Here is a 22,300-nt window from a genome sequence, read left to right as displayed (position 1 = left end):
CCACATCACTGTCTTAATCGTGAAACCCGAGCTCGCCCAACGCCCGAATATCATCGGACCACCTTTCCTTGACCTTGACCCAAGTCCGCAGAAAAACCCGGCTGCCGAACAAGCGCTCCATCTCCAATCGTGCCTGCTGACCCGCGGCTTTCAGCACCGCCCCATGCGCGCCGACGACGATTCGCTTTTGGCCCGGCCGCTCTACCCAAATCGTGGCATCGATACATGTCATGTGCGGTTTCGAGACGAACTCGTCAATCATTACGCTCAAACGGTGCGGCACCTCCGCCCCGAGCCTGCGCAGCAACTGCTCTCGGATCAGCTCGGCCGCGAAAAACCGCTCGCCGCGATCGGTCAGTTCGTCCGCGGGAAATATAGCGGGCCCCTCGGGAAGCCTGGACTTCAATGCCTCCTCCAATGCGACGATGTTGTCACCGGTGGAACTCGACAGCGGAACGATCTCGGCGAGATCCATGAATCCGCTGACTTCGCTGAGGTAAGGCAAAAGTTGGGATTTATCCGCGACGGCGTCGACTTTATTAACCGCGACCAAGACCGGACACGCGGCCGGCTTTATACAATTCAAGACGTACCGGTCATCCTCCGTCCAGCGCAACGCCTCTACCATGAATAGGATAATATCGACCTGTGCAATCGCCTTGATGGCCTCCCGATTCAAAGCGCGATCGAGCGCCCCATGCCGCCCTCGATGCAGTCCAGGCGTATCCACGAACACGATCTGATGGACACCTTCTGTCTTAATGCCCAGGATCTGATAACGAGTCGTCTGAGGCTTGCGCGAGGTGATGCTGAGCTTTCGTCCGATCACGCGGTTAAGAAACGTTGATTTGCCGACGTTGGGACGCCCGACGATGGCAACCATTCCGCATCGGCTCACGGGGCTAGCAAGGATCATTGGCGATCAGGAATCACTCGCCTCGCGCAGTAGCCGCAGGGCTTGCTCCGCTGCCGCCTGCTCCGCGCGCCTGCGGCTCGAGCCCTGCGCCGACACCGGCGAGGGCAACGCTACGCACTGGCAGGTGACGGTAAAAAGCTGGTTGTGGGGTTTACCGGCAACTCGGGCCACCGCGTAAGTGGGCAGCGGAAGGCGGCGTGCTTGCAGTATTTCCTGCAACTCGGTTTTCGGATCCTTTCCGATCGCCTCCAACAGGGTTCGATCCAGCATCGATGAGAACCAAGCCCGCACCCGTTCGCGACAGACTGCCAAGCCCCCATCGAGATAGATGGCGCCGATAATCGCTTCGAGCGCGTTGGCGAGTATCGATTCACGCTGCATCCCGCCGCTTTTTTTTTCGCCTTGGCCCAAGGTGAGATAGGCTGCCAGGTCGAGATCACGCGCCACCACGGCCAGCGTTTCCCGGTTGACGAGTGTCGAACGCAAGCGGCTCAACTCACCTTCTTGCGCGTACGGGAAACGCTCGAAAAGCGCTTCCGCAACCACCAAATCGAGCACGGCGTCACCGAGGAATTCCAGCCGTTCGTTGTTGTTTTCCCCCGCGCTGCTGTGAGTAAGAGCGGAGGTTAATAAGCTTTTAGTTTTAAAACCATACCCGAGCGACTCGCTAATCCCTGAAGTCGCTGTCACTCGATACCCAGGCCTGGAATGGCGATGCTTTCATTGAACTTCAAGACGATATCCAAATCACCAAAGAGCGGTCCGCGATCCTCATAGGTCATGGTCATGATACGGCCCTTGCCATCGGGGTTGCCTACGACCTTCAAATAATTCCGGAGATCATTGTCGGTAATCCTGTCCACATCGGAGACGTCGAAGTTACGCATGATCAGCCCCCTGATCTCCTGAACACCTTTTTGGCCGATTTCCGGCATACCGGCCACGGCTTTCATGGCGGCATGCACCTTGAAACTTTGGTTGTAGAGCGGAAACAGCTTCATCAGGGTCAGCGCCGCGAATCCGAGGAGCGCACCGACCATCAAAAGCCCCCAGAGGGTGAGTCCCCGCTGCTTTGCCGGTATGTTGTCATGCTTCATGACGTACTCCTTAATGCTAGTGCGTTAACGAATCGAACGGCCAAGGCGCTGCCAATCAATCCCCCCGTTCTGACTGTCCCAGTTCATCCAGATCATAAATGCCTTCCCGATGAGATGATCATCGGGCACGGTGCCCCAATAGCGGCTGTCCTTGCTGTTGTCGCGGTTATCACCCATCACGAAATAATGGCCATCGGGCACCACCGTCTCGGTCTTCAATGATGGCCGCTCGGGTTCGACGAGAATAGCATGCTTGATATCATAGAGATCTTCGTCGATTAAAGCCGCCCCGGTCATCGAAGTACCAGCGCCTACGCCCTCATATAAACCCAACCGCGTTTGCGAAATCCGTTCGTCGTTAATCCACAACGCCTTGCCGTGGTAAGCAATGCGGTCTCCAGGCAAACCTACCACGCGTTTGATAAACGGAGTCGAGGGGTCTTCCGGGTATCGAAATACGACGACATCACCGCGTTCGGGCGCGCCCAATTGTATGACTTTCGTATTGAGCACCGGGAGCCTAAAACCATAAACATACTTGTTGACGAGAATATAATCTCCGATCAAGAGCGTTGGCATCATGGAGCCCGAGGGAATGCGAAAAGGCTCGACCAGAAACGACCGCAGGAGCAGCACGATGAGGAAGATCGGAAACAAGGAGCGCGCATAGTCCACCATAAACGGGAGCTTGGCGGCCGGATCGCGGCGCGGCGCGAAAAACACGGCGTCGGCCAGCCAGATCAGTCCGCTGACGAATACCAACACCACCATGACCAATGAGAAATCGACGTTCATTTCGCCTTACCCACGGTCAACACGGCCATAAAGGCTTCCTGCGGGATCTCGACCGTTCCTACTCGTTTCATGCGCCGCTTGCCGGCCTTTTGTTTTTCTAGAAGTTTCCGTTTTCGAGTCACATCGCCTCCATAACATTTCGCAGTAACGTTTTTTCGCAACGGTTTTACCGTCTCCCGGGCCACAATTTGCGCCCCTATCGCCGCTTGTATCACGACCTCAAACATTTGCCGCGGGATCAATTCCCGCATCTTTTCGGCAAGCTCCCGGCCGCGCCGTTGGGCTTGGTTGTGATGAACGATGGTGGACAAAGCGTCCACCCGTTCGCCATTGATCAAGATATCAAGCTTTACCAGTGACGCCCGTTGAAACCGGAGAAAGCTATAGTCCAAAGACGCATAACCGCGGGTTAAGGACTTCAGACGGTCGAAAAAATCGAGCACCATTTCGCTCATTGGCAGCGCGTAGCTCACGGCGACCTGTTGCCGCCCGTAGTGGAGTTTCGTTTGCGAACCGCGCCGATCCACGCATAGCGTAATCACGTTACCGAGGTGTGCCTGCGGCACCAGTATGTCAACTTGAATGATGGGTTCCCGGATCTCGGCGATTTCGTTCTGTGGCGGGAGCTTGGCCGGATTCTCGATGCGTAGGACCTCGCCCGAGGTGGTGGCGACTTCATACACGACCGTGGGCGCGGTGGTAATGAGGGCGAGTTTATACTCCCGCTCCAAACGCTCCTGGACGATCTCCATATGCAACAAGCCCAGAAATCCGCACCGGAATCCGAATCCCAGTGCTTGCGAGGTCTCGGGTTCATAGCGCAGCGCCGAGTCGTTCAAGCGCAGTTTCGCCAAGGCCTCGCGAAACCCTTCGTAATCGTTCGAATCGGTGGGATAAAGGCCGGCAAAGACGTTGGGCTTGATCTCCTTAAAGCCCGCAAGCGGCTCGGCGGCCGGCCGCCTTGAGCCGGTAAACGTATCCCCGACCGGGGCGCCGTCGATTTCTTTGATCCCGGCCACGACGAAACCCACCTCCCCCGTACGCAATGTCTTGCATATCACGCGTTTAGGCGAGAAGACACCGAGCTCGGTGATTTCATATTCGCGCCCAGCCGACATGACCCGAACCTTAGCACCGGTTTCGATCACACCATCGAATACGCGGACCAAGGACACGACCCCCAGGTAATTGTCGAACCAGGAGTCGATAATCAAGGCTTTCAAAGGCGCTTCCGGGTTCCCGCGCGGCTTGGGCACCCGTTTTACGATCGCGTTCAGAAGATCGCGCACGGCCTGTCCCGTCTTCGCGCTGACCGCGAGCGCCGCGCTCGCATCGATACCGATAATATCCTCGATCTCGGCGCGCACGCGTTCCGGATCGGCGGCGGGTAAATCGATTTTATTGAGAACCGGAATAATCTCGAGTCGGTGCTCGGCAGCCGTATGGCAGTTGGCGACGGTCTGGGCTTCCACACCCTGCGCCGCATCGACGACCAACAGTGCCCCCTCGCAGGCGGCGAGCGAGCGCGATACCTCGTAGCTGAAGTCAACATGCCCCGGGGTATCGATGAAATTAAGCTGGTAGGTAATGCCGTCATCGGCGCGAAAGCCCAAGCTTACGCTCTGAGCCTTGATGGTGATCCCACGCTCGCGCTCGATGTCCATCGAGTCCAGTACTTGTTCGGCCATCTCGCGCTGACTGAGTCCGCCGCACAACTGGATAAAACGATCGGCCAAGGTGGACTTACCATGATCGATATGGGCGATGATCGAGAAGTTTCGCACGTGCTCCACGGCGCTCGCGCTCGCTGGCTCTAGACCACAGGGCAGGCGAAGGCCCGGCCGTTCACGCCACGCACGGTTAAATTGGCCAGCACGAGAATTATCCGGGGATTCGACTTCGCAATGTGGACGGCCTGACGTTCGCAGGCCGTCATTCTAGTCGATCACGACCGCCGCCAGAACACCTCATACCGCGGCGGAATTCCACGCTGAACCCCTACTCAGCGATTTTGATCGCCAGAAAAATCGGACCGCCCTGGCGTTGAATAAGGACCGGTACGGGCTTCCCCGTGGGCAAGGCCGCCACTAGTTCGGTGAAATGCTTGCTGTCCTTAACCTTCACGTTGTCGATTAGCAATATGGCGTCGCCTTTACGGATCCCGACGTTTTTTGCTGGGCCTGGTTGCACCTGTTCCACAACCACGCCGTGATCGCCTTCGATTTCGAGCGCTTTACGTTGCTTGCCGGAAAGATCTTTCACTGCGATCTTCAAACGATTATCCACGATCGCACCCGGTGTACCTCGATCCGAGGACGCCAACTTCAACTCTTCTTCTTGCGGAAGCTCCCCGACGGCAATGTTCACTACCCTCGGATCGCCCTCACGAATAAGCTTTAAAGGCACCCTTTTGCCAACCTCCGTATTACCGACGAGCGGCGGTAAATCCGAGGACCGATCGACCTCGATACCGTTAAATTCGACCACCACGTCGCCGGGCTGAATCCCGGACTCGGCAGCCGGACTGTCCGGAAGGACTTTGGCGACCAAAGCCCCATGCGGGCGCGCCATTCCGAAGGATTCCGCAAGCTCCCGGGTGACCTCCTGTATCAATACGCCTAACCAGCCCCGCGACACCTTGCCCTTGGCGACGATCTGGTGATACACGTTCATCGCGTCTTCGACCGGGATCGCAAACGACAATCCCATAAAACCGCCGGTCCGGCTGTAAATCTGCGAATTCACACCGACGACCTCCCCGTCCAGATTAAACAGCGGGCCGCCCGAGTTCCCCGGGTTGATCGCGACATCGGTTTGAATAAAGGGGACGTAGTTTTCATTCGGCAACGCCCGCCCCTTCGCGCTCACGATCCCCGCCGTCACAGAATGATCAAACCCGAACGGTGAGCCGATGGCTAAAACCCATTCTCCGACCTTAAGATCCGAGGAACGGCCGAGCTTGACGATGGGCAAATCAGTGGCTTCGATTTTCAATACTGCCAAATCGCTGCGCGGATCGTGACCGATCGGCTTGGCGAGAAATTCGCGCCGATCGCTCAGGCGCACCCAAATCTCATCCGCATCCTTGATGACGTGATAGTTGGAGATCACGTAGCCGTCCTTGGAGAGGATAAACCCGGAGCCCAATGATGATCGTGGCGAGAGATCAGGTCCCTCCAAATTATCGCCAAAAAAGCGGCGAAAGAACTCATTTAACGGGCTGTCTTCAGGAATATCGGGTATTTGGAGCTGAGGGGGTGCACCATCGGCGCGTTTTTTGGCTTCTTTTAGTGTCGTCCCGATATTCACCACGGCCGGGGCGTTCTCCGAGGCAAGATCGGTAAAGTCCGGCAGCGAGCTGCCAACGGCTGCTTGCATGCTGAATAGCACCGCGAGCGCCAAGAGCGCTCTAGAAAAAGAGTGTGTTAGTCCCATCGTGACTTCGCCTTCCTCCGTAAGGAGCAATATATTTCAATGTAAACTCCGGTAACTCGAACAAGCGCGGCGCGGGCTCCTTAGGGGGCAGTCGGGCTCACGGAGGCGGCGATCTGCCGTACCGTCGCCGCCGGCACCTCGCCGACAACGGTAATTTGATATCCGTCCGCTAAGGTACTGTAAGTATTCAATGCCCCAAACGCGGAGTATCCCTGCACCGGAACCGCCTGCTCCTCATTTTTCTCGATAAAGACCGAGACCGTCGCCAAGCCGTCCGAAAACACCTTGTGCTTTACCGCTTTCTTGTCTTTGGGCATGTCATGCATCTGCTGCTCGGTCATCGCGAAACCCCGCGGCAACCATCCTACCTCCCATCCCGAATTCCGCTCACCGGACGCTTGGGGTGTTTCGTTCCGATACCAAGTATAACCCTCCCCGCTAATCGACGCCTGCAGCGCGCTCTCTGAAATCACCGCGGGTGTCTCCAACGCTGTAAACAGCAATTGCTCGAGGATGCTGCCGCTACCGTCCAGCACCTGTGACTTCAACAATAAGCTGGAGCTGGTGTCAACCCACAGGCGGTAGCTATACCGATCGGCGTCCTTGGGTTGTATGCCCAAGACCCATGCCGGCCTGCCCGCGATTCGATCCCCCCCGAGGACGGAAAAATCGTAGAGCACGGCGACCTGCTCGATCGGCTGACTCCACGCTGTCCCAAAAAATGCCTGTTGCGAGGTTTTTTCAACCATGACGCTGCGCTCATTTGGAAAGATACAAATCACCTCGTCATTGCGCCGGATCACTTCTTTGGCCGTGCCGGTAAGCGCAATCAGACGTTCATGTTCTCCCCGACTATCGGCTTTATGAATGATACGCATACTCGCGGTGTCAGCGCCGCGGATCGACACGAAGGTCCCCTCATAGTTCTTGGCACGGGTCGCATTGGCCATCTTGGCAAGGATGGCACGGGCTTGGCCGGAGGTGTCGGCGGCGGAAACCGGCGGTGCGGATAGGGTGAGGATCAAAAAACACGGGGTCAGCCAGCGGATCGTCCCGATTTCACGGTTGGGTTTCATGAGTGACCACCCGGAAGTACGGCGTTAAGCCTTGCGTCTGCGGGCTAGAATTGAATTGTTGATGATTGACTATATACGCGCTCAGGCGCGACGACTCATCGACCGGTTGACCGTTCCACTTAACCGTGGCTATCGGCAGGGGATGAAATTCAGCGGGTCCGATAGTGCTCGCCTGCGGCACTACTTGCTCCGGTAATTGATTGCGGTTAAGACTGAAGAACCCGACTCCCGCGAGAGCAGCCGCCACGGCCAGCCCCGCGGCCGGTTTCCATCGCGACTCCAATCTCCAGCGCATCGGCAGACAGGTCGGCTCGTGCTCCAGCGCCAAGGACACCCTCCTAGATATATCCGGGCACGCCGTATCCGGCAGGCGCTGGCATAACGCGTCACCCATCAAATGATAGCGTGACCAAGCCGATCTCAACTCCGGATCGGTCCGCATTTCAATCAATAACGGACCGGCCTCGCGCTCCGATAATTCACCGTCCAAAAGCGCGGATATCTGTTCTCGCCGTTCACTGCTCATAGCTTTTCGTCACTCCAATAACGCTTTTAACCGATGGTCGATCGCTTCCCTGGCCCGGAATATCCGCGATCGGACCGTTCCAATCGGGCAAGTCATCACATCCGCGATTTCCTCATAGCTCAAACCCTCGACCTCACGTAGATTAATGGCGGTGCGAAGGTCATCGGGTAACTGTTCGATGGCCTCGGCGATGGTCTCCTTGATCTCATCGGTGATCAAGAGACTTTCAGGCGTCGCGAGATCCTTCAGCATCGATTCCAGTTCGACTTGCTCTCCTTCGACGCGAAAACTCTCGGAATCCATTGGCCGCCGGGACTGCGTTACGAGATAATTTTTCGCCGTATTGATGGCAATACGGTATAGCCATGTATAGAAGGCGCTATCGCCGCGGAAGTTTGGCAGGGCACGGTAGGCCTTTAGAAATGCATCCTGAGCTACATCCAAGGTGTCGGTGGGATCACGTACATATCGGGACACCAATTTAATGATCCTCTGTTGGTATTTCAACACGAGTAGATCAAACGCTTTCTTGTCGCCCTTCTGAACCCTCTTGACAAGCTGTGCATCGGCGCCGGTCTCGCCCATCGGGGCATTCTCCTTGTATTATTGAGCGGCGCGCTGTCTGCTAGATAGACCGTGTGACCCTTATCAAGTTCGCAGCGCGACGCCATGAGATTGGCGGGGCGCATTATATACCGATTTACTGGCATCTGAATCTTTGATCCGTTCTCCCTCCATCGCGCTATGACGCACCAGTACGATGTCCTCGTCATCGGCAGCGGCGCTTCCGGATTAAGTGTCGCGCTGCAGCTCGCACAAGACGCGCGGGTCGCCCTTCTGTCGAAGGGCCCGTTGCAGGAAGGCGCGACACTCTACGCCCAAGGGGGGATCTCGGCGGTGCTCGATAGCTGTGACTCGATCGAGTCCCATGTGCAGGATACCCTGACCGCCGGCGCCGGCCTTTGCGATCTCGATGTGGTACGTTACGTCGTCGAACGCGGGCGTGAAAGCGTGCAGTGGCTTATCGATCAAGGTGTCGCGTTCACGCGCGCCGAACCAAAGGTAGGGGGCATCGAATATCACCTGACCCGCGAGGGGGGGCATACCCACCGGCGCATTATCCATGCAGCGGACGCCACCGGACGCGCCATTGAAAACACCCTTGAAGACCGGGTCCGCGCTCATCCCTCCATTGATGTGTTCGAGCACCACCTGGCGATCGACCTCATTACCGCGGCCAAGTTCGGTCTCGGCGCTGAGCGCTGCCTGGGCGCCTATGTCTTGGATGCGCGCGCGCATCGGGTAATCACCTTTCGGGCGCGTTTCGTGGTCCTCGCTACCGGCGGGGCGGGCAAGGTTTACCTGTATACGAGCAATCCCGATGTCGCGACCGGCGACGGCGTGGCGATGGCCTGGCGCGCCGGTTGCCCCGTCGCCAGCATGGAGTTTTTTCAATTCCATCCCACCTGCCTTTATCATCCGCGGGCGAAGTCCTTTCTCATTACCGAGGCCGTCCGTGGCGAGGGTGGGAAACTCCTGCTGCCCGACGGCTCGGCTTTCATGGACCGTTTCGATGCGCGCGCGGAACTCGCGCCCCGCGACATTGTTGCGCGCGCGATCGATCACGAGATGAAACGCTTGGGCCTCGACTTTGTCTACCTCGACATCTCGCATAAACCGGCGGATTTTATTCTCGGCCACTTTCCCACTATCGCCGCCCGCTGCCGCGAATACGGCATCGACATCACCCGCGAGCCGATCCCCGTCGTGCCAGCCGCACACTATATGTGCGGCGGCGTGGTCACGGATCGGCACGGGCAAAGCGCGGTTCCGGGGCTTTATGCCATCGGCGAAGTCGCTTACACGGGCCTGCACGGGGCCAACCGCATGGCCAGCAATTCCTTGTTGGAATGCCTCGTCATGGCGCGCGCCGCCTCGATGGACATCCGCACGCGCCTGGCGGGCGCGCCGCACGTGCCACCGGTTCCCGATTGGGATGAAACGCAAGTGACGGATTCCGACGAGGAAGTCGTCGTCGCCCATAATTGGGACGAATTGCGCCGCTTTATGTGGGACTACGTCGGCATCGTGCGCACCACAAAACGCTTGCAGCGGGCCAGCCGCCGGGTGCAACTCCTGCGCGACGAAATCATCGATTATTACGGTAACTTTCGCGTCACCGTGGACCTCATCGAGCTGCGCAACCTGGTGCAGGTCGCCGAGCTTATCATCGAATCGGCCCTGCGGCGCAAGGAGAGCCGCGGCCTGCATTACACGCTGGACTTTCCGCTTCCCGATGCGTCCCGTCCGCCCTCACCCATCGTGCTGCGCCGACCGATGTAGCAGGTGCTTCGATCGGTGCCTTGCGAAACGCACGGCTGTTTTTTTACTGAGCCAATTTCTCCAATAACTCCTCCTCGAAAAGAACCGGTACACCGAGCTCGCGGGCGCGCACGGCTTTGGTCCCAGGATCGGTTCCAACGACGACGAAGCTCGTCTGGCGCGAAACGCTCGCGCTGACCTTGGCGCCGAGGGCGAGGAGGCGCTCGCTCGCTTGGTCGCGGCTCATCGATGCGAGGGTGCCCGTGAGGACAAAGGTCAAACCTTCCAAAGGCAGGCCGGTGGTAACGGCCTGTTCTTGCCAGCGCATTCCCGCCTGTTGCAAACGCGCGATGATGTCGAGGTTCTTAGGATTGCTAAAAAATTCGGCGATGTGGTTCGCGATAATCGGACCGATATCCGCCACGGCTTCGAGTTCCGCGACGCTCGCCAGGCGAATTGCATCGAGCGAGCCGAAATGCGCCGCGAGGGTCCGGGCCGTGGCTTCCCCCACATCCGTGATGCCGAGGGCATAGAGGAACCGCGCCAGCGTTGTGCTCTTGCTCTTCTCCAAGGCAGCGACCAACTTCTTTGCGGATTTTAAGCCCATGCGATCGAGATCCGCTATCTCCGCTTCATTGAGCTTATAAAGATCCGCGACATCCTTGACCTTACCCGCCGTCACCAATTGCTCGACTAACTTATCGCCCATGCCCTGGATGTCGAGGGCGCGCCGCGAGGCGAAGTGCAAGATGGCCTGAACGCGCTGCGCCGGGCAGCGCAAGGAGCCGGTGCACCGCGACACCGCTTCGCCCGCTTTACGCACGGCGGGCGCAGCGCACACCGGGCAGCGATCCGGGATCTGAAAGGGCTTCGCGCCGGGCGGACGGTACTCCAGCAGAACACGCGCAATCTCGGGAATCACATCTCCGGCCCTGTGCACAACCACGGTGTCGCCGATCCGCACATCCTTGCGATCGATCTCGTCCTGATTGTGCAAGGTCGCATTGGTCACGGTCGCGCCGCCGACAAAAACAGGATCGAGCCGCGCGACCGGCGTGAGCGCCCCGGTACGCCCGACCTGCACCTCGATGGCAAGGACCCGGGTGTTTCGCCACTCGGGCGCAAACTTAAAAGCAAGCGCCCAGCGCGGCGCCCGCGCGCGAAACCCGAGCGCTTCTTGCTGACGCAGATCGTTGACCTTGTAGACCACACCGTCTATGTCGTAGGGAAGGCGCGCGCGTTCACGCTCCATCGCCTCGAAATAGAGCAGACACCCCTGCACCCCCTGAACGACCGCGGCTTTGCCGCAGACCCGCAAACCCCAGGCTTTGAATTGACGCAGGATGTGATCGTGCCTAGCCGGGATCTCCCCGCCATCGACCTTACCGGTACCATAGCAAAAAATCGTCAAGGGGCGGTGGGCGGTTATCCGTGAATCGAGTTGCCGCAGGCTGCCCGCGGCCGCATTGCGCGGGTTTGAAAATACCTTGGCGCCGGCCGCCCGCTGATGTTCGTTCAGCGCTTGGAATCCCTGTCTCGTCATATGCACTTCACCGCGGACTTCGAGGACTCGCGGATACCCGGCACCAAGCAGGCGTATCGGGATGCTCCGGATCGTGCGCACATTCCGCGTCACGTCTTCGCCGCGCGTCCCGTCGCCACGGGTCGCGGCTCGAGCAAGTACGCCCTCTATATACAGGATGCTGACGGCAAGGCCGTCGAGCTTGGGCTCGGCGCTGTATTCCACTTCCTCCACGCCCAAGGCTTCGCGCGCCCGCCGATCGAAGGCCGCGAGATCGCCGGGGGTAAACGCGTTGGCGAGCGACAGCATCGGGACCTCATGCGCGATCTCGCCGAATTTCGCTAGCGGCTCGGCGCCCACGCGCTGGGTTGGAGATCCGGCTACGATGAGATCCAGATGCTGCGCTTCCAGCGCTTCCAATTCACGCATGAAACCGTCGAACTCGGCATCGGTAATCACCGGATCATCGAGCACATGGTAGCGGTAATTATGCGTGTCAATCAGTTCGCGGAGCTCGCGAACGCGTGCCGCCGTTCGGCTATCGGCAGGCATCCACCGCCAGCTTCCGCATCCTATCGATGGCCGCGCGCGCGAGCGGCCGGTGTTCGCCATCGCGCAGCTCACCTCCCAACCGCTCGTGCAGGCGTTGCGCCGTGTTGAGCATAAGCTCGAATGCCACGCTCCCATCGGCCGGCGCCGGAAGACGCATGAACATGACCAGGCCCGCGGTCTCGTGAGTGTGGATGTTCTCGAGGTCGAAATTACCCGGTTCAAGCATATTGGCGAGGCAAAAAAGACTTTGCTGCGACGGTATGCCTGCGAGGCCGTAATGATGAAACACTCCCATGTCGCCATAGCGCAGCCCAACCGCCTCGGCAGCATCCCGAACCGCGACGCCGCGATAACTCTCGCCCGCGGGGGCGGTAAGAAACAGCGCCAGTATCTTCTCCGGTTCCGGCGCTTTGTCCGGCTTGGGATCTGGCGGGCCGGCGTCGATTGCGGGCTGGGTGAAGCGCTCGCGGCCACGCCGTAGCGCTCGGCCGATGCGGGACTGAGACGTACGTCCGTCGCGCCTTTCCACTATCAGCTCATTGAGATCGGCGAGTGTCCGAGTGTAATCAATGCCCTCTTTTCGTTCGAGCGACATCGGCAGCGCGTCGAGCGGCGGTTGCTCTCGCCGGCGCCGCCGGGTGAATCGCTTCCAGCGGTTGCCCTTCTGCGACGCCGTACCCCACCAATAGATCGCCGCAAGAATGACGAGCCCGATCACCAGCAAGCTCAGGCGCAGGCCGTTCATATCACACCGCGGCGAGCCGCACCGCTGCGTCGATATCCACGGCCACGAGCCGTGAGACGCCCGCTTCCTGCATGGTGACCCCGATGAGGCGTTCGGCGATCTCCATGGTGGTTTTATTGTGGGTCACGAATAGGAACTGCACACTCTCCGACATCGCGCGTAGCATATCGCAAAGATGCACGGCATTGGCATCGTCGAGCGGCGCGTCCACCTCGTCGAGGAGGCAGAACGGCGCCGGGTTGAGCTCGAAGATCGCAAACACCAATGCGAGCGCCGTTAATGCCTTCTCACCGCCCGAGAGCAGATGCACCGTCGTGTTGCGTTTGCCCGGAGGGCGCGCCATCAACGTGATTCCCGTTGCCAAGAGATCATCGTCGGTCAGCTCCAAATACGCCTGCCCGCCGCCGAAGAGCCGCGGGAACATCGACTGTAAGCGCAAATTGACCGCCTCGAATACCTCTTTAAACCGGCCGCGCGTCTCCCGATCCATCCGCCGTATGGCGTCGTCCAAGGTCGCCAACGCTTCGCTGAGATCGGCGTGTTGATCGTCGAGGTATTTCTTACGCTCGCTCAGTTGCTGGAACTCGTCCACCGCCGCCAGGTTGATTGGACCGAGCCGCTCGATGCGCTGCTCGATGTGACTTAGGCGCTCTTGCCAAGCGTCCGGAGTGGCCTCGGCGGGGAGGCCGGGCAGCAATTGCTCCATGGTATGACCGGTCGGAGCGAGCAAGTCGTGCTGGGTTTGCATCCGCACCCGCAAGCTTTCCTCGTGCACCCGTGCTTGCTCGAGCACATCGCGCAGCCCCTGAAGGCCGCGTTCGGTCTCGGCGCGACGCTCCGCGCCTTCCCGCAGATGGGCATCGAGCGCCTGCAGGTCCGCGCGCGCTTGAGCCAGTTCCGCTTCCACCCCTAACCGCTCTTCCAAGGCTTGTTGCAACGCCTTCGTGAGATCATCGCGGGGCTGCGCGGCCTGGTCGAGCGCGGCCCGTAACTCGTCGCGGCGCACGCTCATTTGCTCGACTTGGTGGCTATTGCGGTTAAAGCCTTGCTCTAGGGATCTGCAACGCGCGCGCATCGACTCCAGCCGCAGCGCCATCTCGTGCATGCGTTCGCGAGCACCTTGCCACTCGTCCTTCGCACCTTGCAACAGCGTTTTTTGTTGCTCCCGGCGCGTGGCGACCTCGGCCCGCCGGGCTTCGAGCGCGTCCAGGTCCCGGCGTATCAAATCCAAGCGAACCTCCGCCGCCCCGAGCTCGGCCGTGCCGGCCCGATCGCGTCCTTCGAGCCCGCGCAACTCCGCGCCTAGGGTTTCGTTGCGCATCCGAAGGTGCTCATCTTCCGCCTGACGCACCGCGATCTTTTCCCTTGCACTCCCAATCCGCCCTTGCGCATCGATGAGATGTTCTTCCAGGGATCGGATTTCTTCCTCCGCTTCGGCCAACGCCTGCCGCATGGCGGCCATGCGCGCCGCGTACCCATCGGCCTGGTCCGCTAACCCGTGCTCGCGTTCCAAAGCGCCATTGAGGTCCTGTTGCACGCGCAAGGCACTGGCGTTCTCGCCCTCCGCGTGCTTTAATTTCATCCAGTTGCAGCCGAGCCACACGCCGCCACGCGTCACGACCGACTCCCCGGAACGCAAACGCGGCCGTAAGGACAGCGCCGCCGGCACATCTTCGGCGAGATACACGCCCCCCAGAAGACAGGTGATAGGATGCGGTCCTCCCACCCGGCTCAGCAGTAACTCCGCGGCAAGAGGTTCCCGACCTGGATCTTTGCACTCGCCATCCGCCGATTCGAGGGCGCAGAGCAGCCCTTGCCCATAGGTATCAAATTTATTGGAAATACTATCAATTGTTTTAAACATAAAAGCATTAATAAAGTCACCCAAGACCATCTCCAGGGCCGGCTCCCACCCCGGATCGACGGCAAGCTCCTGGACCACGCGCCCGGGGTTCACGACCCCCTGGGATTCCAGCCAGGCACGCGCCGCGCCGAGATCAACGCCCGCCTGGCCGTCGCGCAACGCTTCCAACGACGCCCGCCGTCCGATCGCGGCTTGCAACTTCGTCTGAAAATCATTTAATTCGCTGCTGAGGCAATCGCGCCGCTCGCGCAACTCCCGGATCGACGCCTGAAACTCGGCTTTTCGGGCCTGCAAGTCCTGGTAGGACGATTCGAGCCCGGCGAGATCGTGGCTCAGCGAGTCCAGGGACGAAACCTCCTCCCGCGACGCCAAGGCACTGAGGTCAGACCGTAACCCCCGCAGCCGCTCGCGCGTCGCTCCGATGCTTTGGCTTAAGTGTTGAACGCGCGCGCCCTCCGCACTCTCGGAGCGGGAGAGCTGCGTCGCCTCCTCGCCAAGGGTATCCAACGCCGTTTGCAGTGTTTGCAGCTGGGCCTCTTGCGCAAGCAGCCGCGCCGCGGCTTCGCGCTCTTCCCCTACTGCGCGCTCATGCTGCGGGAAGAGGTGTTCGATCTCCGTTTTCAAGCTTGCGCACGCCTGCTCGTCCGCAACCGTTTGGCCCTCCGCCCGCGCAAGGTCCTGTCCGAGGCGTTCCAGATCCTGTTCCAAGGCCTGCTGGCGATCCTTGGCGTGCTGGATCGCTTGCTCCAAGCGCGCAATTTCAGCCCCGCTGCTGTAATAACGCGCTTGCACCTGATTAAAACCGTCATTCGCCGCAGTTCGCGCCTGACGGGTCTGCTCTGTCCAGAGCTCGATCTCGCGAAGTTGCGCCATCGCGGCGTCCACGGCCAACGTCCGCGCTTGAGTCACCAAGCGGTGTTCGTTGTCTTCACGCTCAAGCTGGCGGTAGGTAAGTGCTATCGATTCCGCCCGCAACCGCCGTTCCTCGTCTCTCAAGCGGTGAAACTTCTCGGCGGCGCGCGCTTGCTGCTGAAGCTTGGAGATCTGCTTTTCCAACTCGTCGCGGATATCAGTGAGGCGGGCAATATTGCCCTTAGCGTCGCGGATCCGAGCCTCGGTCTCTTTCCGGCGCTCCTTGTATCTGGAGATGCCGGCCGCTTCTTCCATAAATACCCGCAGCTCCTCTGGTTTGGCTTCCACAATCCGGGAGATCATCCCCTGCTCGATGACGGCATAGCTGCGCGAGCCAAGCCCCGTGCCTAGAAACAGATCGGCAATGTCTTTCCGGCGACAACGTATGCCATTGAGGAAATAATCCGATCCGCTATCGCGGCTGACCTGCCGTTTGATGGCGATCTCCGCGTACCCCGCGTATTGGCCGAAAAAGCCGCCCTCGGAGTTATCGAATACCAGTTCGACCATGGCTTGGCCGACGGGTTTGCGGCTATTGGAACCATTGAAGATGACATCCGCCATCGAGTCGCCGCGTAAGTGTTTGGCGGAGATCTCGCCCATCACCCAAAGCACCGCATCAACGATATTCGATTTACCGCCACCGTTGGGACCGACAATACCGGTAAGATTGTTGGACAGATGCAGCGTGGTCGGATCGACGAAGGACTTGAATCCGGAAAGCTTGATGTGACTAATCTTCATTGGTGCCTAAAGATACAAAATATGAGTGGATCGGTACAGCGATTTTCGATGGGGTGAGTAACTTTAACTAAGGCCTATATCACATTGATATAAAGCATTATTAATACGTACTTAAACCACTTTCTTAGGTTTAATGCGCCATCGAGCTTAGCAATCGGCACGTAGCTCAGCGCTGCAAGCGCCCGGCACGCCGTCAGCGATATCCTTTTCCCGAGCGTCCGCGTACCATGATTGTCCGATCCCGATGCACGATAGGACAGCGTTGGGGTAAGGCTTAAGACTTTTTCTACGGAGGCACGTCATGTCTGTCACCGCTCAGATGCTTGTGCAAGCGGCTAAACAAGAGATCCGCGAGGTCGGTCTCGAAAGCGCGGGTGAATTGCTGCAACCCGCGAATGCCTTAATTCTCGATGTACGCGAACCGGAGGAGTTCCAGCGCGGCGCCATTCCGGGCGCCATCAATATTCCTCGGGGTTTACTGGAATTCAGGATCGGCTCGCTGCCGCAACTACAAGACCCGTCGACCGCGACCTTGGTTTATTGCCAAAGCGGCGGGCGCTCGGCCCTGGCGGCTCAAACTCTGCAGCGCATGGGCTACACCAATGTTGTTTCGCTTGCGGGCGGCTATGCCGCCTGGGAAGCCGCCCGATGATCGTGAGCCGCTATTAGATCTCCAGAATTTCGTCCTTTCTCCCTCTCTCACACTCTCCCACAGGGCCCACCGGGAGAGGGCGGGGGTGAGGGGATCGAAAGCATCGACGAAAGTGTTTGATTTGATTCCCCTCATCCTAACCTCCCGGAGGGAGAAGGGACTCCCGGACTTGTTGAAGTGGTTCTTGTACGACATTGAACATGTGAGAATCTACGCTTTTCGGAGACTGCGCTCCGAAAAGTGGCCCCTCTCGGGGCAGTTCGTGGTACCGCAACATCGACAATTTTTTGTCGATGTTGTTTCGGTAAGCGCCTAATCACGTCGAGTGTTGATGACGTCAATCTCGGCGGAGGGGACGAGCCAAGTCATGCAAACGCACGATCGGCGCTATGTTCGATACATAAACCACGCTTTCCGCCGGAGCGGCACGCGGTGGGAGGCTCGGTATCATGCAAACCTGGTCCAGGGTGATCGCTATCTCCTCACCCGGGACCGCGGTGCAGGCAACCTAGCCCGCGGTAGCGTGGGAATTTTTACTCTGACCCCGAATTCTTTCGAATTCTTTAACCCGTCGAGAAACCCTTTTCCAGCAATTTGAGCCCGGACAGCGGGGAGAGGTCGGTGACCCGCGTTTCCGAGACGTCAAGCCGCTCCAAACTCGTGAGCCCGGACAGCGGGGAGAGGTCGTCGAGATCGGAGAGTTCGGAGAGCCGCAGCTTTTTCAGCTTTTTCAGGTTTTTCAACCTGGAAATTGGTTTTGGCTTGACCGAATCTCCCATCAGAATTTTGATCTTCGTGAGCGCCGAAACAGAAGGAATTAAGGTTAAGCGTTTGAGCTTATTGGCGCGACCAGTGTTATTGGTTATATTAACTTTGTTCCAATCCCACCATTTGCTCGAAAACGACAAGGTTTCCAGCCACACCAGCTCGCCGATCTCCTCGGGAACTTCGGTCAGGCCGCAGTTGCCGAGGTCGAGGAAGCCGGCGTCTTCGCCGCGCGCGCGTTTCTGCTTGTTTTCGCGGATCAGTTGCAGGGCGAGTTCGGACATGGTGGCTTAGTATCACTCAATACTCGCTGAAGGTTTTGCATTTACATCCAAGTTGTTGGTCGGGCTACAGCGGTCAGTCGTTCGTCAGGCCGCCAAGCGTTTCTCCTTAGCTAAAGGTAGACTATCAGGAAATGTCTGGCGAGGCGTTTTCTCATGACACCACTGCCACTAACTACTTGAAATATGATACGCTATTCGCTGCTTAAAATAATCAGCAAAGGGACTTGCGCATGGCCCGTCTACCGCGGCTTTCTTTATCGTCGATCCCCTAGCACGTCATCCAGCGGGGCAATAAACGCCAAGCCTGCTTCTATGCGGGGAAGGATTACACGCATGCGGTCACATGTTGTTTCAAACGCTGACATGCCCTACACCGATCGAGGGAAACGCAATGCCGCTCTCCGAGCGGTCTATCTCGAGCATGGTTATAGCCTCTCGGAGAACACACAAATCAGCTATTCTTGGTTTGCACAAGCATGAGGCGCAGTAAGGGTTGCGAATAGGCGCTCACGTTTACGATTACGCGTACGTAAAAAACCCGTGTCCGCGATCGCACACCTTTTCCGCCAGCTTACCCACGGCGTCTATGTTGTGGGCGTTTCCCACGGCAGCGAGTGCAATGCCTTCACCGCCGCCTGGGTGATGCAGGCGTCCTTTGATCCGCTCCTGCTCGCCCTCAGTATAAACCCGCGGTACGCATCGTATCCTCTCTTGATCGCGAGCGGAGCGTTCACCGTCAATGTGCTGCGCCAAGACCAGATGACGCTCGCCGCCCATTTCGCTCAGCCACGATGCGAGGACAAGCTGGCTGGGTTCGATTGGTCACAAAAACGCACCGGCGCAGCCGTCTTGACGGAATGCCTGGCGTATTTCGAGTGCGTGGTTGCGAGCCGGTGCGCCGCCGGCGACCACGAGCTGGTGCTCGGGCGGGTCGTCGGCGGCGGCCTCTTGAAGGGAGGCGTTCCACCCTTGCACTATCGCGACACTGGGGATCTGGACGGTAGCAGTCGCTTGTTCCCGGAAGCTTTCTAATCGGTGCGGCGATCACCCTAGCCCGAGGCTATACGCATTGAGCCTGGATCGATTTCATCCGGCCGTTCGCGGCTGGTTTAAGGACCGGTTCCGCGAGCCGACGCCCTGCCAACACCGGGCTTGGCCCGCAATTCTTGAAAACAGCCATACCCTAATCGCGGCCCCGACAGGCTCAGGCAAGACACTGGCGGCGTTTCTCGCGGCGATCGATGTGCTCGTGCGTAAAGCTGAAAACGGACACCTCGGCAATCGGACGGAAATCGTGTACGTGTCGCCGCTGAAAGCGCTCAGCAACGACGTCGAGCGGAATCTTCAAGCTCCGCTGCAAGGGATTCAATCGCTGTTGCGCGAGGGTTACGGCGTTGAGGCAACCATCCGTGCTTTCGTTCGTACGGGCGATACGCCGGGCCGCGACCGTGCTGCGATGCGTAAGCACCCGCCCCACATCCTGGTGACGACCCCCGAATCGCTCTATATCCTCCTCACCAGCACCGGCGGCCGCGACATGCTGCGCTCCGTTCGCACGGTCATCATCGATGAGATACACGCCCTGTTTAGCAATAAGCGCGGGGCTCATCTGGCGCTCAGCCTCGCCCGGCTCGACGCGCTTGCCGGTTTGCCGCTCACCCGCATCGGTCTCTCGGCGACACAGCGCCCCATCGGCGAGGTCGCGCGCTTTCTAGCGGGTTGCGATCCGAAACCGAATCGCCAATGCACGATCATCGACATGGGTCATGAGCGGGCGTGGGATCTCGGGATCGAGATCCCAGCGTCACCGCTCAGCGCGGTGATGTCAAACGAGGTCTGGGAGGAAGTCTACGCCCGGCTCGCGGAACTCATCACCGAGCACCGCACGACCTTGGTATTCGTCAACACCCGGCGCATGGCCGAGCGGGTGGCGCGCCATCTGAGCGAACGCCTCGGCACGGACGCAATTACGGCCCATCACGGCAGCATGGCGCGCGAGCACAGGCTGGACGCGGAGCAGCGGCTCAAGGCCGGGGCGCTGCGCGCGCTCGTTGCGACCGCTTCGCTCGAGCTCGGGATCGACGTGGGCGAGGTGGATCTCGTGTGCCAGCTCAGCAGCCCGCGGTCCATCGCGGGGCTCCTCCAGCGCGTCGGACGCTCCGGCCATGCGCTCTCGGCGCTCCCGAAGGGCCGGCTGTTTCCATTGAGCCGCGACGATCTGGTGGAGTGCGCGGCGCTGCTCGAAGCCGTCCGCCGCGGCGATCTTGATCAGGCTAAGGTGCCGCCGGGGCCGCTTGATGTGCTCGCGCAGCAGATCGTGGCCATGGTCGCCAACGAAGACTGGGAAGAAGATCAGCTCTATGATCTCGTAGTGCGCACCTACCCTTACCGCGCCCTCGCCCGGATTGAATTCCAGCGGCTTGTCCGCATGCTGTCCGAGGGCTTTACGACGCGCCGGGGCCGGCGCGGCGCCTACCTCCATCGCGACACGGTGCAGCGGCGGTTGCGGGCTAGGCGCGGTAGCCGCCTGATCGCCGTGACCTGCGGGGGAGCTATCCCCGACAACGCCGACTACGAAGTGCGCCAAGAACCGGCGGGCACCTTCGTCGGGACGGTCAACGAGGACTTCGCCATCGAAAGCCTGGCCGGCGATATCTTCCAGCTCGGCAACACCTCGTGGCGGATCCTGCGCGTCGAGACCGGCATCGTCCGCGTGGAGGATGCCCGGGGCCAGCCGCCCACCATTCCCTTCTGGCTGGGCGAGGCGCCCGGGCGGACCGCCGCCTTATCACAGGCCGTATCCCGCCTTCGCGCCTTGCTCGACGAGATGCTCCTCGAGAGCGGTATCGACGAGGCCGTCCGCTGGCTGCGGCTGCACTGCGGACTCACGGAGCCCGCCGCCTTGCAGCTCGCTGAATACCTAGCCAGCGCGCGCGCCGCGCTCGGCGTGCTCCCGACCCAGGAGACGCTGGTACTGGAACGCTTCTTCGATGAGTCGGGCGGCATGCAGTTGGTCCTGCACTCCGCGTTCGGATCGCGACTCAATCGCGCCTTCGGCCTGGCGCTACGCAAACGCTTCTGCGCCAAGTTCAACTTCGAGCTTCAAGCCGCGGCCACGGAAGACGCCGTGGTGTTGTCGCTCGGCGAGACCCATAGTTTTCCCCTCCCCGACGTTTGGGGCTATCTCAACGCGGCCAGCGTCCGCGAGGTTTTGACCCAGGCATTGCTCGATGCGCCGATGTTCACGCTGCGCTGGCGCTGGAACGCTTCGATCTCGCTCGCCGTCCCGCGCGCCCAGGGCGGACGCAAGGTCCCGCCACGCTTGCACCGCATGCGCGCAGAGGATCTCCTGGCGGTCGTGTTTCCCGATCAAGTAGCCTGTCTTGAGCATGTGGCCGGACGGCGCGAGATCCCGGACCACCCCTTGGTGCGGCAAACGCTGAGCGATTGCCTCACCGAGGCCATGGACATCGACGGGCTGGAAACGCTCTTGAAAACCATCGAAGCCGGACGGATACGCTTGCTCGCGCGCGATCTCACCGAACCCTCGCCGCTCGCCCAAGAGATCCTCAATGCGCGGCCCTATGCCTTTCTCGATGATGCGCCCTTAGAGGAACGGCGCACTCAAGCCATCCTCAGCCGCCGCTGGCTGGATATCGAGTCCGCCGAGCGGCTTGGGCGATTGGATCCCGGCGCCATCGAGCGCGTATGCGCCGAGGCCTGGCCCGATGCATCGACGGCCGACGAGTTGCACGAGGCGCTGACCTCGGCGGGATTTTTCACCGAGTTCGAGGGCCGCCGTAGCGCCGCTAGCGAGGCGGCGAACGCGGGAGACTGGGGCGTGTTGCTGGAACAACTTAAGTTGGAAAGGCGCGCAACGGTTTTATGCCTCGGGGAATGGCGGGCGTGGGTCGCCGTGGAGCGCTTACCCGAGCTTTTGGCGCTCCATCCCGGCGCCGCCGCCACCCCGCCGCTGTGTGTACCGGCGGAGTATGCATCGAAGGCTTGGACGGCGGAGGAGGCCTTGGCGGAATTGCTGCGCAGCCGGCTCGAAGTCCTCGGACCCACGACACCGGCTGCGCTTGCCTTGGAG

The 22,300-nt window shown here is 59.9% G+C and carries 17 protein-coding genes; 4 read left to right on the top strand and 13 right to left on the bottom strand.

All coding sequences use genetic code 11. The features are described 5' to 3' along the window. Positions 1 to 13 precede the first annotated feature (13 nt). From era to rpoE, 9 genes are all read right to left on the bottom strand, one after another. A complete protein-coding gene (gene era / locus M3436_10630; GenBank protein MDQ3564567.1) occupies positions 14 to 916 on the bottom strand; it encodes a GTPase Era in 903 nt (300 codons plus the stop codon). A gap of 6 nt (positions 917 to 922) precedes the next feature. Then, positions 923 to 1,606, bottom strand: coding sequence for a ribonuclease III (gene rnc, locus M3436_10625; GenBank protein MDQ3564566.1), 684 nt, complete (start codon positions 1,604 to 1,606; stop codon positions 923 to 925). Then, on the bottom strand, positions 1,603 to 2,013 hold the full coding sequence (locus M3436_10620) for a DUF4845 domain-containing protein (GenBank protein ID MDQ3564565.1): 411 nt from the start codon (positions 2,011 to 2,013) through the stop codon (positions 1,603 to 1,605). The genes rnc and M3436_10620 overlap by 4 nt, the downstream gene beginning before the upstream one ends. 24 nt (positions 2,014 to 2,037) lie before the next feature. Continuing rightward, positions 2,038 to 2,808, bottom strand: a complete 771-nt coding sequence (gene lepB, locus M3436_10615; GenBank protein ID MDQ3564564.1) for a signal peptidase I — start codon at positions 2,806 to 2,808, stop codon at positions 2,038 to 2,040. Further along, entirely contained in the window at positions 2,805 to 4,601 is a 1,797-nt protein-coding gene (gene lepA / locus M3436_10610) for a translation elongation factor 4 (GenBank protein ID MDQ3564563.1), read from the bottom strand. The genes lepB and lepA overlap by 4 nt, the downstream gene beginning before the upstream one ends. 205 nt (positions 4,602 to 4,806) lie before the next feature. Continuing rightward, a complete protein-coding gene (locus tag M3436_10605) occupies positions 4,807 to 6,243 on the bottom strand; it encodes a DegQ family serine endoprotease (protein MDQ3564562.1) in 1,437 nt (478 codons plus the stop codon). An 80-nt stretch (positions 6,244 to 6,323) separates the two neighbouring features. Next, positions 6,324 to 7,319 carry a MucB/RseB C-terminal domain-containing protein gene (locus M3436_10600; protein ID MDQ3564561.1) on the bottom strand — a complete coding sequence of 332 codons (996 nt, stop codon included), beginning with the start codon at positions 7,317 to 7,319 and terminating at the stop codon, positions 6,324 to 6,326. Next, complete coding sequence (locus tag M3436_10595; GenBank protein MDQ3564560.1) at positions 7,303 to 7,845, bottom strand: sigma-E factor negative regulatory protein; 543 nt, start codon at positions 7,843 to 7,845, stop codon at positions 7,303 to 7,305. Before M3436_10595 ends, M3436_10600 begins: the two co-directional genes overlap by 17 nt. A gap of 9 nt (positions 7,846 to 7,854) precedes the next feature. Further along, the gene (rpoE, locus tag M3436_10590) at positions 7,855 to 8,430 is read right to left on the bottom strand and encodes an RNA polymerase sigma factor RpoE (GenBank protein MDQ3564559.1); all 576 of its coding nucleotides are present in this window, start codon (positions 8,428 to 8,430) and stop codon (positions 7,855 to 7,857) included. A gap of 159 nt (positions 8,431 to 8,589) precedes the next feature. Between rpoE and nadB the strand changes: the two genes are divergently transcribed. Beyond that, positions 8,590 to 10,188, top strand: coding sequence for an L-aspartate oxidase (nadB, locus tag M3436_10585; GenBank protein MDQ3564558.1), 1,599 nt, complete (start codon positions 8,590 to 8,592; stop codon positions 10,186 to 10,188). A 43-nt stretch (positions 10,189 to 10,231) separates the two neighbouring features. Here the strand turns inward: nadB and ligA are convergent, their stop codons facing one another. Genes ligA through smc form a run of 3 tightly spaced genes read right to left on the bottom strand, consistent with a single transcriptional unit; the run spans position 10,232 to position 16,506 of the window. Beyond that, positions 10,232 to 12,241, bottom strand: coding sequence for an NAD-dependent DNA ligase LigA (ligA, locus tag M3436_10580; protein MDQ3564557.1), 2,010 nt, complete (start codon positions 12,239 to 12,241; stop codon positions 10,232 to 10,234). Continuing rightward, positions 12,228 to 12,986: a cell division protein ZipA C-terminal FtsZ-binding domain-containing protein gene (locus M3436_10575; protein ID MDQ3564556.1), complete on the bottom strand. Its 759-nt coding sequence runs from the start codon at positions 12,984 to 12,986 to the stop codon at positions 12,228 to 12,230. The genes ligA and M3436_10575 overlap by 14 nt, the downstream gene beginning before the upstream one ends. 1 nt (position 12,987) lies before the next feature. Next, positions 12,988 to 16,506, bottom strand: coding sequence for a chromosome segregation protein SMC (gene smc, locus M3436_10570; protein MDQ3564555.1), 3,519 nt, complete (start codon positions 16,504 to 16,506; stop codon positions 12,988 to 12,990). Positions 16,507 to 16,807: 301 nt separating this feature from the next. On the opposite strand from smc, the gene M3436_10565 reads away from it, so the two are divergent. Next, positions 16,808 to 17,158, top strand: coding sequence for a rhodanese-like domain-containing protein (locus M3436_10565; protein MDQ3564554.1), 351 nt, complete (start codon positions 16,808 to 16,810; stop codon positions 17,156 to 17,158). Between the two features lie 563 nt (positions 17,159 to 17,721). On the opposite strand, the gene M3436_10560 is transcribed toward M3436_10565, so the two are convergent. After that, complete coding sequence (locus tag M3436_10560) at positions 17,722 to 18,207, bottom strand: hypothetical protein (protein ID MDQ3564553.1); 486 nt, start codon at positions 18,205 to 18,207, stop codon at positions 17,722 to 17,724. A gap of 540 nt (positions 18,208 to 18,747) precedes the next feature. Between M3436_10560 and M3436_10555 the strand changes: the two genes are divergently transcribed. Both M3436_10555 and M3436_10550 read left to right on the top strand, forming a co-directional pair. Further along, complete coding sequence (locus tag M3436_10555; GenBank protein ID MDQ3564552.1) at positions 18,748 to 19,239, top strand: flavin reductase family protein; 492 nt, start codon at positions 18,748 to 18,750, stop codon at positions 19,237 to 19,239. 37 nt (positions 19,240 to 19,276) lie between these two features. Further along, positions 19,277 to 22,300: DEAD/DEAH box helicase (locus M3436_10550; GenBank protein ID MDQ3564551.1), on the top strand; the 3,024-nt coding region annotated here is incomplete at its 3' end.

The sequence above is a fragment of the Pseudomonadota bacterium genome, assembly GCA_030859565.1.
In the GTDB taxonomy this organism is placed as follows: domain Bacteria; phylum Pseudomonadota; class Gammaproteobacteria; order JACCXJ01; family JACCXJ01; genus USCg-Taylor.
Note: the sequence above shows the minus strand (reverse complement) of the source record. Positions and strands in the feature narration are given on the sequence as shown.